This is a genomic window from Rhizobiaceae bacterium, assembly GCA_023953835.1.
Classification (GTDB): Bacteria; Pseudomonadota; Alphaproteobacteria; order Rhizobiales; family Rhizobiaceae; genus Mesorhizobium_G.
Window position 1 is genome coordinate 18,268 of record JAMLJB010000002.1, and the last position, 15,031, is coordinate 33,298.

The 15,031-nt window shown below is 63.3% G+C and carries 16 protein-coding genes; 6 read left to right on the forward strand and 10 right to left on the reverse strand.

Going from position 1 to position 15,031, the window contains the following annotated elements:
* The first annotated feature begins 5 nt into the window (after nt 1-5).
* Nucleotides 6-884 carry a 3-keto-5-aminohexanoate cleavage protein gene (locus M9924_17900; protein ID MCO5066271.1) on the forward strand — a complete coding sequence of 293 codons (879 nt, stop codon included), beginning with the start codon at nt 6-8 and terminating at the stop codon, nt 882-884.
* A gap of 9 nt (nt 885-893) precedes the next feature.
* Here M9924_17900 and M9924_17905 read toward each other — a convergent pair whose 3' ends face one another.
* From M9924_17905 to M9924_17915, 3 genes are read right to left on the reverse strand one after another with little or no spacing between them, the layout of a single operon-like run.
* Complete coding sequence (locus M9924_17905) at nt 894-2,282, reverse strand: aspartate aminotransferase family protein (GenBank protein ID MCO5066272.1); 1,389 nt, start codon at nt 2,280-2,282, stop codon at nt 894-896.
* Between the two features lie 28 nt (nt 2,283-2,310).
* Complete coding sequence (locus tag M9924_17910; protein ID MCO5066273.1) at nt 2,311-3,231, reverse strand: polysaccharide deacetylase; 921 nt, start codon at nt 3,229-3,231, stop codon at nt 2,311-2,313.
* Nucleotides 3,228-4,352, reverse strand: coding sequence for an ATP-NAD kinase family protein (locus tag M9924_17915; protein MCO5066274.1), 1,125 nt, complete (start codon nt 4,350-4,352; stop codon nt 3,228-3,230). The genes M9924_17910 and M9924_17915 overlap by 4 nt, the downstream gene beginning before the upstream one ends.
* A 239-nt stretch (nt 4,353-4,591) precedes the next feature.
* Between M9924_17915 and M9924_17920 the strand changes: the two genes are divergently transcribed.
* From M9924_17920 to M9924_17930, 3 genes are read left to right on the forward strand one after another with little or no spacing between them, the layout of a single operon-like run.
* Entirely contained in the window at nt 4,592-5,320 is a 729-nt protein-coding gene (locus M9924_17920; GenBank protein ID MCO5066275.1) for a glutathione S-transferase N-terminal domain-containing protein, read from the forward strand.
* Nucleotides 5,321-5,368: 48 nt separating this feature from the next.
* The gene (locus M9924_17925; protein MCO5066276.1) at nt 5,369-6,511 is read left to right on the forward strand and encodes an NADH:flavin oxidoreductase/NADH oxidase; all 1,143 of its coding nucleotides are present in this window, start codon (nt 5,369-5,371) and stop codon (nt 6,509-6,511) included.
* Nucleotides 6,508-7,314: a TIM barrel protein gene (locus tag M9924_17930; GenBank protein ID MCO5066277.1), complete on the forward strand. Its 807-nt coding sequence runs from the start codon at nt 6,508-6,510 to the stop codon at nt 7,312-7,314. The genes M9924_17925 and M9924_17930 overlap by 4 nt, the downstream gene beginning before the upstream one ends.
* Nucleotides 7,315-7,383: 69 nt before the next feature.
* On the opposite strand, the gene M9924_17935 is transcribed toward M9924_17930, so the two are convergent.
* Nucleotides 7,384-8,328: a dihydrodipicolinate synthase family protein gene (locus tag M9924_17935; protein ID MCO5066278.1), complete on the reverse strand. Its 945-nt coding sequence runs from the start codon at nt 8,326-8,328 to the stop codon at nt 7,384-7,386.
* Nucleotides 8,329-8,463: 135 nt separating this feature from the next.
* Between M9924_17935 and M9924_17940 the strand changes: the two genes are divergently transcribed.
* A complete protein-coding gene (locus M9924_17940) occupies nt 8,464-9,600 on the forward strand; it encodes an FAD-binding oxidoreductase (protein ID MCO5066279.1) in 1,137 nt (378 codons plus the stop codon).
* A gap of 2 nt (nt 9,601-9,602) precedes the next feature.
* Here the strand turns inward: M9924_17940 and M9924_17945 are convergent, their stop codons facing one another.
* Complete coding sequence (locus M9924_17945) at nt 9,603-10,418, reverse strand: sugar phosphate isomerase/epimerase (GenBank protein MCO5066280.1); 816 nt, start codon at nt 10,416-10,418, stop codon at nt 9,603-9,605.
* A 189-nt stretch (nt 10,419-10,607) separates the two neighbouring features.
* Between M9924_17945 and M9924_17950 the strand changes: the two genes are divergently transcribed.
* Nucleotides 10,608-11,369, forward strand: a complete 762-nt coding sequence (locus M9924_17950) for an SDR family oxidoreductase (protein ID MCO5066281.1) — start codon at nt 10,608-10,610, stop codon at nt 11,367-11,369.
* Here the strand turns inward: M9924_17950 and M9924_17955 are convergent.
* From M9924_17955 to M9924_17975, 5 genes are all read right to left on the reverse strand, one after another.
* Entirely contained in the window at nt 11,366-12,058 is a 693-nt protein-coding gene (locus M9924_17955) for an amino acid ABC transporter ATP-binding protein (protein ID MCO5066282.1), read from the reverse strand. The two genes, M9924_17950 and M9924_17955, sit on opposite strands and share 4 nt — an antisense overlap.
* Nucleotides 12,024-12,767, reverse strand: coding sequence for an amino acid ABC transporter permease (locus M9924_17960; protein MCO5066283.1), 744 nt, complete (start codon nt 12,765-12,767; stop codon nt 12,024-12,026). The genes M9924_17955 and M9924_17960 overlap by 35 nt, the downstream gene beginning before the upstream one ends.
* Nucleotides 12,767-13,441 carry an amino acid ABC transporter permease gene (locus M9924_17965; protein ID MCO5066284.1) on the reverse strand — a complete coding sequence of 225 codons (675 nt, stop codon included), beginning with the start codon at nt 13,439-13,441 and terminating at the stop codon, nt 12,767-12,769. The genes M9924_17960 and M9924_17965 overlap by 1 nt, the downstream gene beginning before the upstream one ends.
* Nucleotides 13,442-13,525: 84 nt before the next feature.
* The gene (locus tag M9924_17970) at nt 13,526-14,332 is read right to left on the reverse strand and encodes a transporter substrate-binding domain-containing protein (GenBank protein ID MCO5066285.1); all 807 of its coding nucleotides are present in this window, start codon (nt 14,330-14,332) and stop codon (nt 13,526-13,528) included.
* A 190-nt stretch (nt 14,333-14,522) separates the two neighbouring features.
* Nucleotides 14,523-14,963 carry a (2Fe-2S)-binding protein gene (locus tag M9924_17975; GenBank protein ID MCO5066286.1) on the reverse strand — a complete coding sequence of 147 codons (441 nt, stop codon included), beginning with the start codon at nt 14,961-14,963 and terminating at the stop codon, nt 14,523-14,525.
* Nucleotides 14,964-15,031 lie beyond the last annotated feature (68 nt).

Genomic DNA, 15,031 nt, shown 5'->3' on the forward strand with positions numbered 1-15,031 from the left:
CATCCATGAAAAAGACCATCCTCACCTGTGCCGTGACCGGCAACATCACGACCCGCGCCCAGCACCCCGGCCTGCCCGTGACTCCGAAGGAGATCGCCGAGGCGGCAGTTGCGGCCGGAGCGGCAGGCGCCGCCGTGGCGCACATCCATGCCCGCGACCCGAAGACGGAACGCGGCAGCATGGACGTCGAGCTGTTCCGGGAAATCGTCGACCGTATCCGCGATGCCGGATCCGACATCGTGATCAACCTGTCGACGGGCGAAGGCGGACGTTTCGTCCCCGATCTGGACGAGCCCCGGCTTGCCGGGCCGGGCACCACGCTGACGCAGCCGGAAAAACGGGTGGCGCATGTCGAGATCCTCAAACCCGAAATCTGCACGCTCGACCTCAATACGATGTATTCGGGCACCGCGGTGGTCATCAACACGCCGCGCAACGTCGAGATCATGGCGCAGCGCATCTATGCGGCCGGCGTACTGCCCGAGCTGGAACTGTTCGACACCGGCGACCTGCAACTCGCCAAACATCTCATCAAGCAAGGCGTGCTGAAGACGCCGGCGCTGATCCAGATCGTCCTCGGTGTCCGCTTTGGCGCGGCAGCCAATCCGGCCACGCTCTTCTACCTCGCTTCGCAATTGCCGCCCGACAGCATCTGGGCGGCTTTCGCCATCGGCCGCGAGGAATTTCCGCTGCTTGCGCAGGCTTTCCTGCTTGGCGGCCATGTCCGGGTGGGCATGGAAGACAACGTCCAGATCCGCCCCGGCGTATTGACGCGCGACAATGCGGAGCTGGTCGAAAAGGCGGTGATGATCGTGGAAAACCTCGGCGGCTCCATGGCGACGCCAGACGAGGCGCGCGCCATGCTCGGGCTCAAGCCGCTCTAAAAGCCGTTCTCAGCCTATCAGGCCACGCTCTCTCACCATCGCCAGCGTGTCCGCCAGCGCCATGCCGAACCGCTCGACAATGTCGTCGATCTCCGCTTCCGTGACGATCAGCGGCGGCGAGAAAGCGATGGCATCGCCGGCCATGGGCCGGATGATGAGACCATGCGCCATGGCGCGGTTGGAAAGATAGGCGCCGATGGCGTCGGATGTCTCGAACGAGGCCTTGGTGGCCTTGTCGCGCACCAGTTCGATGGCCGCGATCAGGCCGATGCCTCGCACCTCGCCGACCAGAGGATGCGAGGCGAATTCGCGCAGGCGCTTCTGCATGTGGGCGCCAACGGTGCCGACCCGCGCGACGATGTCGTCCTGTTCATAGATGCGCAGCGTCTCCAGCGCGACCGCTGCGGCAACCGGATGGCCGGAATAGGTGAAACCGTGGCCGAAAGTGCCGAGCTTCTCGGACTCCCGCACCATGGCCTGGTAGATCGGTTCGCTGATCATCAGCGCCGACAGCGGCTGGTAGGCGGCCGTCACGCCCTTGGCCATGGTTATCATGTCGGGACGCAGGCCGAAGGTAGTCGATCCGAACATGGCGCCCGTGCGGCCGAAGCCGCAGATGACTTCATCGGCGATGAGCAGCACGTCGTGGCGCTTCAGCACCGCCTGGATCTTCTCCCAGTAACCTTGCGGCGGCACGATCACTCCACCCGATCCCTGCAGCGGTTCGGCAATGAACCCACCAACCGTCTCGGGACCTTCGGCGAGGATGCGCTGCTCCAGCGATTCGGCCAGGCGCGTCGAGAAAGCCTCTTCGCTCTCTCCCTCCTCCGCGAAGCGATAGTGATGCGGGCATTCGACGTGGATGATGCCGGCAAGCGGCAGGTCGAAATCGCGGTGGGCGTAAGGCAGGCCGGTCATGCTGGCCGCCAGTGCGGTCACGCCATGATAGGCCTTGAGGCGTGAAATGATCTTCTTCTTCTGCGGACGGCCAAGGGCGTTGTTATAGTACCAGACGAGCTTGGCCGCGGTATCGTTGGCCTCCGATCCCGAATTCGCGAAGAACACTTTCGACATCGGTACGGGCGCCATGGCGAGCAGCTTCTCGGCCAGCGCTATGCCCGGCTCGTGTCCCTTGTGGTGGAATTGATGATAGAAGGGCAGCCGCTTCATCTCCGCATAGGCCGCCTCGACCAGGCGGCTTTCGGAGAAGCCGAGCGAGGCGCACCACAGGCCGGCCATGGCCTCGACATAACGACGTCCTGCGTCATCATAGACATGCACGCCTTCGCCGCGCGTAATGACCATCGGCCCCACGGTCTCATGCGCCTTGAGGTTGGTGAACGGATGCAGGACGCTCGCCACGTCCCGAGCCGCATTCGAATTGCTTCCGATTGTCATTGGACCCTCATGTTTCGCAGGATTGGAATTACCGGTGAGAGGAGAGCGGGGCCGCTTTGGCCAGCCGCGCCACATCCGCATGGGTGGCGAACCAGACGCCGGGCCGGGAGCGCATGTGCTCGATCAGGGCCTCGAGAACCCATATTCGCGAGCGATAGCCGATGATGAAGGGGTGCATCACGAGCTGGAACAGCCCTCCTTCCTCATAGGCGGCGTCGAACTCGCGGCGGAAAATCTCCAGCACCTCGGCGGGCGTGGTATAGGGCCGCGTCGCGGGATTGCGGGAAAACGACAGATAAACGGCATCGTCGCGCAGCCATTCGACCGGCACTTCGATGACGCCGGAAGGCTCCCCGTCCAACAGAAGCTCGTAGCAATCCTCGTCGGCCATCATGGACGAGTCGTAGAGCAGGCCCATCTCGCGCAAGACGGCAATCGTATAAGGGCTCAGGTCCCATTGCGCGGCGCGATGCCCGACGGGTTCCGTTCCCGACAGCGTTGCCAGCGTGTCGCGGGCCCGCATCAGCAGCGAACGCTCCTCGTCGCGTGTCAGGAGCGAGGTGTTTTCGTGGATCCAGCCGTGAATGCCGATCTCGTGGCCGTTGTCGGCAATGTTGCGCGTCTCGGCCGGATCGATGAGTGCCGTCACCGCCGGCACGAAGAACGTCGCCGGCACGCCATGCCGTTTGAGGACGCGCAATATGCGCGGCACGCCGACCCGCCGCCCGAATTCCCCCCATGCGAGGCGGCCGACCGTGCTTGCGCCGCTGCCGAATTCGGCGGTCTCGTGGTCGCAGTCGAAGGAAAGCGCGACGGCACAGCGCGCGCCGTCCTTCCAGGCTGCGGGCCTGAGCGCAGGGCCGGCACGCACGCGTTGCAGAAGGCTGCGCCAGTGCTCCTCCGGCCAGGCGTGTGGCGGCACAGCGCCATGATCGGACGGCTTGCTCATGTCGCCACCTTGCACAGGACCGCCTGATCGGGGGCGGTCTGGACCCGAATGAAGCCCGCAAGCGCGGCATCCAGTTCGCTGTCACCCGTGTCGACGAACAGGCATCCGTCTTCGAGCGCCAGAATCTTGGCAAGGCTGGATACCACCGTGACGCGGTCGCGGCCGGCACGGCGGATCACCTCGGGGCTGATCTGCTGGTTGCCGCGGCCGAACAGGAAGCCCTGGCCGCCAATGACGCCCGCAACGATGCGCGTCGGCATGCCTTCGGTCAGGGAAAGTATGGCGCCTTCGCCAAGATCGCTGCCGACCAGACGGCCATCGGCGACAGCATCGACGCCAAGCAACGTCCCGTCGATGCCGGCGTGGCGCAGTATCCTCTGCGTCGTCGTGCCGGGACCGAAAATGTGGACGCATCCCGGCTCCAGCGTCGCGGCGATAGCGCGGCAGAGAGCGTCGAGCGCCGCTTCGTCGTCCACGTGAGCGCCGGCCTTGGCATGCTGGACGCGGGCGCGTTCATAAGGCACCTGCGCGTAGCCGTAGAGGCGGGCTGAAACGCGATCCTCACGGTCACCATCGAGGTCCATGACCTCGGCCCGGCGCAGCCGCCGCTGTTCCCTGTCGGCGGTCAGGAACCGTCTCGTGACTTCGCCGGCATTTTCAGGCGTGGTGGCGAACACGGCTGAATGCATCTTCACGCCGGTCGGCACGCCGAGCATGGGGGTCCGGTCGCCGACCACCTCGAATATATCGCGCGCGGTCCCGTCGCCACCTGCAAACAGGATGAGATCGACACCGGAGGCAACCATCGCGGCGGCGGCGGTGCGCGTGTCCTCGGCAACCGAACGCGGTGCGGCCCCGACGGGGACCGCTTCCATCCCGAGATCACCTGCTACCGTTTCGCCGAGGTCGCCGACCCCGGTTATCAGCCTGACATTTCCGAGCGCACCCATGCGCGCCAGTGCCCGGCGCGCGCGCATTCCGGCAATCGGCACAGCGCCCCGGCGGCGCGCCTCTGCGAGCGTCGCGGCGCCGTCGGTGCCCTTCAACCCCACCTTCCCGCCCATTCCGGCAATGGGATTGACGATGAGGCCCAGGCGAAGCTCCGTTTGAGCATTGGGCACAGGTCTGTCCAGCCCTCTCGTCCGATCAACCACCACACACACGGCCAAGGGCCACGTCACGCTTTCTATTTACACCATTTTGTTCGCTATGCTAACACTTGTTCGAGAATTTTGGGTCGGCTGGAAGCACCTTCCGCGACCCTGACCCCTCGCATCGGCCACTCGATCGGTCGAATGTGTACGCACCATACAATCGCTGTCCACAATGCGAACGGATCTGGACACAGCAAACAGAAAGAATGGCTATGATCGACTTCTACGGGATGGCAAGCCCGAACGTGACCAAGGTGACCATTGCCCTGGAAGAGATCGGCGAACCCTACAATCTGCATCCGACCGACATCTGGAAGGGTACCCAGTTCACGCCGGAATTCAAACGGCTGAACCCCAACAGCAAGGTGCCGATCATCATCGACCGACGGGTGCCCGACGCGGAGCCTATCGTTGTGTTCGAATCGGGAGCGATCCTCCTCTATCTAGCCGAACTGTCGGGGCAATTGCTGCCCACCGACCCTGTCGGCCGCACCACCACTATCCAATGGATGATGATCCAGATGACTGGCATCGGCCCGATGTTCGGTCAGTACGTGCATTTCTCGCAATACGCGCCGAAGGACAATCACTACAGTCTCGTGCGCTATCACAACGAGGTGCTCAAGCACTACGAACTCCTCGACCGTCGCCTTGGCGAGGTCGCCTATCTCGCGGGCGACGACTATTCCATCGCCGACATCGCAACTCTTCCATGGGTCCTCAACCGCTGGACGAACCCGGAGGACCTGCATCCCGGCAAGCCCGATCCCTATCCGAATGTCGCGCGATGGGCCAGGGAACTGAAGGAGCGCCCTGCCGTCATCCGCGCGCTCGCCATCACCGATCGGTTGAGGAACGAATTGACCCGCGGACTTGAAGCAAGCCCCGACGAACAGGACCGCGTCTTCAACCGAGGCAGGTTCTCGAGGATTTAGAGCCCGGCGCGGGCGAACCGTCGGGGTTGAAGAATCAGGAGACCACAATTGCCGATCCCAGCACTTTTTACCCCTCTCACGATCGCCGGGCTCACCCTGCGCAACCGCATCGTCCTGTCGCCGATGTGCCAGTATTATGCCGTCGACGGCGCGGTGACCGAATGGCACCTGGCCCATCATGCGCGATATGCGCTCGGCGGGCTCGGCGCAGCGCTGGTCGAGGCGACGGGGGTGACGCCCGAGGGGCGGACGACGCATGGCTGCACCGGGCTTTATTCGGACGACCAGATTCCCGGATTCGCGGAAATCGCGGCGCTCTATCGCCGGCACGGTACTTCGCCGGGTATCCAGCTCACCCATTCAGGCCGCAAGGCAAGTGCCGCCCGCCCGTGGGACGGCGCCGCTCCGCTTGAGCGCGATGGCCCCGAACCCGGCTGGGAAACGATCGCGCCAAGCGCCATTCCGGTTCGCGACGGCTGGCCCACGCCGCGCGCAATGACTTTGGCGGACATCGATCGGACGGTTCTGGATTTCCAGACCGCCGCCAGGCGCGCGCTCGCGGCCGGTTTCGACTTTGTCGAACTCCACGGCGCGCACGGCTATCTGCTTCACTCGTTCCTGTCGCCGATTTCCAACAAACGCACCGACGAGTTCGGCGGCACGCTGGCCAACCGCATGCGCTTTCCGATCATGGTGTCGCGCGCCATCCGCGAGATCTGGCCATCGGACAAGCCGCTGTTCTACCGCACCTCCGCCGTGGACAATGTGGACGGAGGTCTTTCGATCGACGATACGGTCATCTTCGCCAGGGCGCTCTCCGAGGCGGGGGTCGATGTCATGGACTGCTCGGCAGGCGGCATTGCGGGACCCATTGCTCTTGCCAAACAGACGGAGCACTATGCAGGTTTCCAGGTGCCCTATGCGGAGGCGGTGCGCGCGGGCAGCCCGATGAAGACGATGGCGGTCGGACTGATCGTGGAGCCCCGGATGGCGGAACGGATCGTCGCCAGCGGGCAGGCCGATCTCGTGGCGTTGGCGCGGGAGCTGATCGCCGATCCGAACTGGGCCTATCGCGCCGCGCGCGAACTCGGCCTCGACGATCCGCACGCCGTCCTGCCTCCGTCATACGCATTCTATCTGCGCCGCCGTCCCGTTCTCACGCCGGGCGTCGCGCCCGGTGCCGGCGCATGAGCCTGTTTTCCATCCATCTCGGCTACGTATTGGGTGCGCTGCCGTTCCCGGATCGATTCGCGCGGGCGCGCGAGCTTGGCTTCAGGGCCGTGGAGATCCCCTTCCCCTATCAGATACCGGCCGGCGACTATGCGGCCCTGCTCACGCAATACGATCTCCGGCAGATATCGATCGGTGCGCCGACCGGCGATTATCGCAAGGGTGAGACCGGGTTCGCCGTCGATCCGGCTTTGCGGGAGGCTTTCGTGCGGTCGCTGGAGCAGGCCGCCGCCTATGCCGAGCGCATAGGATGTCCGGCGATCCACATCTTCTCCGGCTGCGCAAACCCGGACCTGCCCGCCGCCCTGACGGAGGAAACCTACTGCGAGAATCTCTCCATGGCGGCGGATTTCCTGTCGCGCCGCGGCATCGCCACACTGGTCGAGCCGATCAATTCCTCGGACTTTCCCGGCTACTATCTCGATTCGTTTCAGGAAACCCTGCGGCTGATGGCGAAGATCGGGTCGCCGGACATCCGCATCATCTTCGACATCTATCACACCTGCATGATGGGCGAGGATCCGGCGGCCTTGCTTGTCGCCACGCACGGGCAGGTGCAGCACGTCCAGTTTGCCGACTATCCCGGCCGGCATGAGCCGGGCAGCGGCACGCTCGACATTGCGGCAATCGTGGATGTCTTGACCAAAGTCGGCTACGCGGGAAGTGCCGGTCTGGAATACATACCGACCCGCCCGGTTGCCGAGCCGCTGGCATTGCCGCCTGCGCTTGCCGGATATGCCGGGCTGGACGGCAGCATGTCCTGATCGCCGGAACGGCGAGAAAACGACATCTTCCGCACGAGCCGACCCTGCCGCGTCGGCAGGTGTCCGATGTCAGGCGGCTTCCCGCTCTCCCCGCACCGCCGGCATATTGTCCAGCTCGGCCATCAGCCGGAGGATCTTTTCGAGGCGCGCTTCGCCTTCCTTGCCAAGCTCGCGGAATGTCGTCAGCGGCGCACGGACGTCGCCGACAGGGTAGCCTGCCGCGCGCGCGAGCGCCTTCGAATAGCACTGATGGCCATAACGCGGATGGCCTTCCATGATGATGTGGTCGATCTTGTTGATGACGTTCTGGATCCGCTTGGATTCCTCGAAGCGGCCCTCCAGCAGCAGGTCCCAGATGCGCGACGAGGCTCGCGGAATGTAGTTACCGTAAGGATTGACGTAGCCAACCGCGCCCAGCCGATACGACTCGACGATGCGCTCGCCGGCAAATACGTTCATGACGCCCTGGGTTTCTTCGATGATGTCGAAGACACGCGCCACGTCCATGCTCGCTTCCTTGATATAGCGCACGTTCTCGAACGCGCGCGTCATGCGGGCGACCAGCTTGGCCGACATGTCGACATTCGACGTGAACGGGTTGTTGTAGAGCATGATCGGAAGCGAAACCGCTTCGCTGATCGCCCGGTAATAGTTGAATATCTCGTCTTCCGTCGGCGTGTAGTAATAGGGAGGCACGATCATCAGGCCGTCGGCGCCGAGTTCCTCCGCTTCGCGGCTGTAGCGGACGGCCCGCGGCGTATAGGTGTTCATCGTGCCGATCAGCACCTTCATGCGCCCGTTGACATGCTTGACGGTGGTCTCCACGAGCAAACGGCGCTCCTCGTCGTCCAGCGTCAGGAACTCGCCGGTGGAGCCGAGCATGATGATTCCGGGCACGCCCACCTCGACCTGCCAATCGAGGAAGTTCTTCAGGCCGGGCACGTCGATGCCCGAGCCGTCCTCGGTGAAAGGAGTTACCGCTACGGTGTAGCTACCGCGAAAATCCGATGTCATTTTGCCTCATCTCCTGTGCTGCGGTGGTGCAGGGCGCGTCAGGCGAGCTTGATTTTTGGACGCTATGCGAACATTAGTTATGATATCGTACAAAATTACGCCAGATATTTTTTTTCTTTTGAACTGGAAAGCACCATGAAGACCGACATCCTGATCGTGGGCGGCGGCATAACGGGCTGCGCCCTGGCATATTTTCTCGCCAAGGCCGGCGCGCGGACAATCCTTGTGGAACAGCACGAGCTGAACACGCAGGCTTCCGGCAGCAACGCCGGAAGTATACACGCCCAGCTGGATCACAACATATTCATGGAAGGCCGGGAGAAAGAGGTATCATCAATCACTCCCATTGTCACATTGCTGATGGAAGCCATCTCATTCTGGAAAGCCGTCGAGAAGGAGCTGGAGGAGGATTTCGAGCTGGAGACTATCGGCGGCCTGCTGGTGACCGACCGGCCCGAACAGATGCGCACCATCGAGAAGAAAGTCGCCCATGAGCGCAGGCTCGGTCTCGAGATCGACCTGCTGTCGGAGAGCGATGTGCGCCGCGTGGCGCCCTATGTTTCGGAAAAGATGATAGGCGGTGCGCTTTGTCCCATCGAAGGCGAAGCCAACGCGCTGGTGGTGGCCCCTGCCTTCGCTCGTGCCGCAACCGGTCTTGGCGCTGTGCTGATGACCCGCACCAGGCTGCTCGCCCTGTCGAAATCCGGCAGCGGTTTCGTCGCGGAGACCAGCCGTGGCCGCATCGAGGCGGATCGCGTGGTGAATTGCGCCGGTGCCGACGGCGGTGCCGTCGGACGGATGATCGGCGTCGACCTGCCCATTTTCGGAGAGCCCATACAGGTGAGCGTGACGGAGCCGGCCGCGCCGCTCATCCGTCATCTTGTCTACTATGCGGCCGGCAGGCTCACGCTGAAACAGAGCAAGCGCGGCGCATTGATCATCGGCGGCGGCTGGCCTGCCCGGTCCGATGCCGAGGGACGGCTGGCGCTTCGATCGGAGTCGCTGCGTGACAACCTCGCAATATGCCGCCGCGTGGTGCCTAAAACGGGAAGCGTCCGCGTGATCCGGTCATGGCCCGCCATCGTCAACGATACGGCGGACACGCTTCCTATCATAGGCGAGATCGCCGCCATGCCGGGTTACTTCGTCGCCTCGTTTCCGCGAATGGGCTTCACAGGCGGGCCGATCACAGCCAGGGCGATGGCCGACACGCTCCTCGGCCAGCCGCTAAATGTCGATCTCGCGCCGTTTTCACCGGCCCGGTTCAATTAGGGTCAACGTGGTTTCGCCTGCGCGAGAATGGCCCGCGACGATGCCATGGCGAGCACGGCCCGCTCCTTCGGGGAAAGGTGAGCGTAGGCCTCGCATGGCGCCTCCACGCTGATCGCAAGGTCCGGCGGCAGCGCGTCCAGAAACTCCACGAGCGGCAGCACGCCTTCGCCCGGCAGGCGGCGGTCGGTCCGCGATTCGCGGAGCAACTGTTCCTCCGTGAAGAATTGGGCCGGCTGCATCGAGGCGGCGTCGCAGAGTTGCGCATAGCCTATGTCGCTCGGAGCGATCTGCCGCAGTTCCTCCAGCGTCCCGCCCGAGCGGAAGAGATGCAGGGCGTCCACGCACATCCCCCCTTGAGCGCGCCCTGCCCGCTTCAGCCAGCGGTCGGCCTGAAGTATATCGCGAAGCGGGCGGTAGGAGATGAACTCCAGCGTCGGGCGGAGTCCGAGCGGCGCAGCAAGATCGCACAATCTGGCATATTTGTCGCACACGCGCGCCTCGTCTGTGTCGTTCCCGGTCACCAGGACGAATGTGGCGCCAAGTTCGGCGCCCGTCTCCAGCGCGGGCACGAATGCGGCGGGGTCGATCTCGGGGGTGAGCGGAAATACCTCTATGTCGAGGACCGTGATGCGGCGATCGGCAAGATGGTCCTTGACCCGTCGGCGCAAAGCCGGATCCCGGACCAGGCTGGCGCCGAGCCGGTCCGGCGGATTGATGCAGAGGCCGACGGCGTCGAAGCCGGCTTCCGCGGCCACGTCGATTTGCTGAAGCGGGTCGACCTCGGGCATCATCAGGTTGGCAAGCGACAGTATAGGCATCGTCTGTTTCACTCCGCGATCACAAAATGCTGCATGAAGCCGCCGCCCTGGCTCGGCCGGTTCAGGCGCAGGATAGGACGGGAGATCAAGCACAACAAGTGCGCATTGCGCACTCTGGTGCGAAAACTTGAATATAGGTTCCGGCCGTGCTAGTTGGGCCTGATCGGAGCTGCGACGGCGAGGCGAGCCATGACGGAGACATCACTCTTGAAGGGAAAGACCGCGCTCGTGACCGGCGGCGCAGGCGGTCTGGGGCGCGCGATAGCCCACGCCTTGCGCGATGCCGGAGCGTCGGGAACCGTCATCGACCTCGATGCCGGCGCAGCCGCCGCCGGTGCGCCGGAGGGCTGGCGCGGCATCGCCGGCGACGTCCGCGATGAAGCGAGCCTTGCTTCGGCGGTGCAGTCGACCGTGGAGGCCTTCGGCGGCCTGGATATCGTCGTGGCGAATGCGGGCGTCGTGTTGCCATGGCGCGAGACAGAGCACATCTCGCTCGACGAATGGGACCATACGTTCGCAATCAATGTTCGCGGCGTGATCGCGACGATCAAGGCGGCCATACCTGCCATGAAGGAGCGGGGCGGCTCGATCATCACGCTCGGATCGGAGGCATCCTACAACGGCCACCCGCGCCAGGCGGGCTACGTCGCCAGCAAGCACGCGGTCCTCGGCATCGTGCGCTCGGCGGCGCTCGATCTGGGGCGTTACCAGATCCGGGTCAACGCCGTCGGCCCGGGCACGATCGCGACCGAAGCGCTTCTTTCGCGCGTTGCATCACGCGCCACCGCGACCCAGTCCGCAGCCCAGATCCTCGATACCGCGGTGCAGGCGACGGCATTGGGACGCCTGGCCACGGAGAAGGAGGTGGCCAGCACCGTCCTGTTCCTCGCAAGCGACCTCGCCTCGGCGATCACGGGCGTCATCGTGCCGATCACGGCAGGCGCGCGCTAATGCCGCAATATCTTGCCGACGAAGTCGCGGGCGCGTGCCGTCTGCGGTGAATCGAATATCTGGGCCGGGGCGCCTTCCTCGACCGTGCAACCCTTGTCCATCATCACGACCTTGGTCGACACTTCCCGCACGAAAGCCATTTCATGGCTGACGATCAGCATCGTCATGCCTTCGGCAGCCAGTTCGCGAATCGTATCCAGAACGTCATTGACAAGCTCGGGATCGAGCGCCGACGTCACCTCGTCGAGCAGCAGTATTTCCGGCTTCAGCGCCAAAGCCCTGGCAATGGCGACACGCTGCTGCTGGCCGCCGGAAAGCTCGTCGGCGTAGGCATGGTGCTTGTCCTTCAGGCCGACCTTCTCGAGCAGCAGGGCGGCCTCCTGTTCGACCTCCCTGCGGTCGCGCTTTCTGATCTTGGTCGGCGCGATGGTGATGTTGTTCATGACGGTCATGTTCTGGAAGAGATTGTACTGCTGGAACACGATCGCCATCCGGTCGCGGGCCTTGCGCAGGCTCGCGGGCGACGAATAGTCGATCCGCTCGCCGTCCAGCACCACCTCGCCGGACGTGGGCTTCATCAGCCCCATCAGCACGCGCAGGAAAGTGCTCTTCCCCGACCCCGAGGGGCCGATCAGCGAGATCACCTCGCCCTTTTCAATTGTAAGGTTGAAATCCTGCAAAACCGGCATCTGGCCGTACGACGCCTGAAGATTTCTTACGGTTAGATGTGGCAAGCTTGTTCTCCATCCATGCAGCGAAACGGCTCAGAGGATATGAAATGGCAAAGTAGCAGAGCAGAATGACGGTATAGACCAGCAGGCCGGAAAAGCCCCGATTGGCCAGGATCTTTCCGGTGAACATCAGTTCGGTGACGCCCATCTGCGAGGCCAGAGAGGTGTCCTTGATGAACATGATGACGAATGACGTCGCGGGCGGCAGGATGACCTTCCACGCCTGGGGCAGGATGACCTCCCACATTGTGCGCCAGCGGCTGAAGTTCATCACTTCGGCGGCTTCGATCTGCGGGCGCTGTACGGAATCGATGCCCGCGCGGATGATTTCCGAAAGATAGGCGGTCGACAGCAGGCAAACGCTGATGGCGGCGATGCCGAACAGCGAGATGGTCGGCAGGATCACCTGCGCCGCGAACAGCACGATGAACAGGATGACCAGGAATGGAATGCGCCGGAAGAATTCCACATAGGCGATCATCGCCGCCTTGAGCGGAAACAGCCACGCGCTCCTTGTCGTCCGCACGAAAGCGATGAGCGACCCGAAAAGAAACCCGGCGCTGCAGCCGATCGCCGTCAGCAGCAGCGTCGATCCGATGCCCCAAAGCAGCAGCATCACATTGTAATAGGTGAAGAACGACGGAAGCTGGTTGATAATGGTCTGCATCAGATAACCCGCATCCGGACCCGGAAGAAATACCTGCCGACGAGATAGAGCGCTGCGCTGGCGATCACGGTCAGCACGATATAGATACAGCCGACGACGATAAAGACCTCTACGCTTCGCAGCGTCGACGTACTGATGTTTACCGCCCGCCCGGTAAGTTCTTCCACCCCGATGATGGCCGCCATCGACGTCCCCAGCAAGACCCAGATGAAGAAATTCGCCAGCGGCGGATAGATGGTGCGCATGATGTGCGGCAGGATCACGTAGCGCACCGACTGCATCAGGCTCATGCCGAGGACCTCCGCCGCCTCCAGTTCCTGGCGACGCACGGACGCAAATCCTGCACGCTGAATGATGACGAGATAGGCGCCCGAATTGATCGTCAGCCCGATGATCGCGGCGGCGAAGGGTGTGAGGAATATGCCTATGTCCGGCAGGCCGTTGAACAGGAAATAGACCTGCACGAAGGCTGGCGTGTTGGTGAAGAAGGAGACGTAGATGGCAATTGCCCTGCGTATCCAGGGTCCGCCGAACGTCTGGCCCATGGCGCCGAGCAGCCCGATCAGCGCTGCCGCCCAGAAAATGATGAAGGCCAGTTGCAGCGTCAGGCCTGCGCCGCCCATGAGATAGGGAAGCTGGTCGAAGACAACGCCGAACTGGAATGTATAATTCATGAGCCCATCAGGATGATTGATCCGTCGAAAACAAGCCAGGCATCAGGCCGCGGGAGACAGGGCGCCCCTCGCGGCCCCGATTTGTCAGAAGTACGGATTCGGCACGATCTTCACGACCGGCGGCGCGCCATACCACTTCTCCCACGTCTGGTTGACGAACTCGCTGGAGTGCATGTTGTAGAGAAGCACGTTCAGGAACAGGCGCAGGCTATCGTTGCCCTTCTGGACGCCGATGCCATCATAGGCCACGTCGATGATCTCCGGCAGCACCTTCCACTTCACGTCGGGATACGACTTGGTGGTGCCGAGAAAGAAGTCGATGTTTTCGACAAGCGCATCGGCCCGGCCCTGGGCGAGAGCGCGGACCACGTCCGCCGTCGTCTCGACCAGCAGCACGTTCACATTCGGCAGAAGCTCCTTGAGGAAGCCGACCGAGTTGTTGCCGCGCTGGTTCACGATCGTGTATTTCGGATCGTTCAGTTCCTTCCAGCTCGTAATGTTGAGCTTGTCGGTGGTGAGGACCGAAGTCGCTTCGGTATGCAGAGGCACTGTGTAGTCGATGAGCTTGGCGCGCTCGGGGTTGCGCGTCAGGGCGCCGAGCGAAAGATCGATGCGGTCGGCGACGAGGAACGGCACGCGCTGCGCGCTTTCGGTCGGGACGAACTCGACCTTGACGCCGATCGCTTCGGCGATGCGATTGCCGATATCAATATCGAAGCCTTCATACTCGTTCGTTTTCCCCAACGAGCTCGAAGGCGGCTGATTCGGATTGACGCCGATGCGGACCGTGCCACTGGTAATGATTTCGTCCAGCGAACGAGCCTGCGTATTCACGGTCATCGCACCGAACGCCAGCAACATGGCGCCGGCAACCAGAAGACGATTCAACATGTCTACTCTCCTGCGCTCCCATCTTGTGAACCGCTACACCCCTGCTTGGAGAGGAATTGACCGTGCAAAACCTGCTGGGAGCTTACAGGTCCAACCCCGCTATGCTGCTCAATTAACGTCCGGCGAGTCAAGCAGAATTGTACGCATGTCGGACGGATGTTCGCACTTAGTTGGCAACAGGGATTCGTTGTCAGGAAGGCGGGGCCGACACGGCAGCAACCGGCACCGGCCTGAACGGGAAGCGCGGCGCGAAAAAGGAAAACTCGTCGACCGTGTTTCCTTGCGCGCGCGCAACCAGGTCGACGACGACCGCCCCGCAATAGCGCCCCTGGCATCGCCCCATTCCGGCCCGTGAAAGGCGTTTGACTGCACCTGCGGTGCCGCAACCCTCGTCGATCGCCTGCCGGATGGTGGCGAGCGAAATCTCTTCGCACCGGCAGACGAGGGTTTCGGGTTCCGCCAGTTGATCGACCAGCCTTGGCGCCCGGAAGAGCGTCCACAGGGCATCCTGAAAGCGCTTCGCATAAACAATCGTGCGCAGAGCAGCGGACGTCTCGTTGCCGTCGGGATGGGGTTTGCCGAGATCGCGCGCCACATCCGCGCCGGCGACCAGGCCGCCCGCCTGCGCCATCCGCGCGCCGCCCAGCCCGCCGGAATCGCCGACGATCCAGACGCCGTCGACGGAGCTGCGACCGCGTT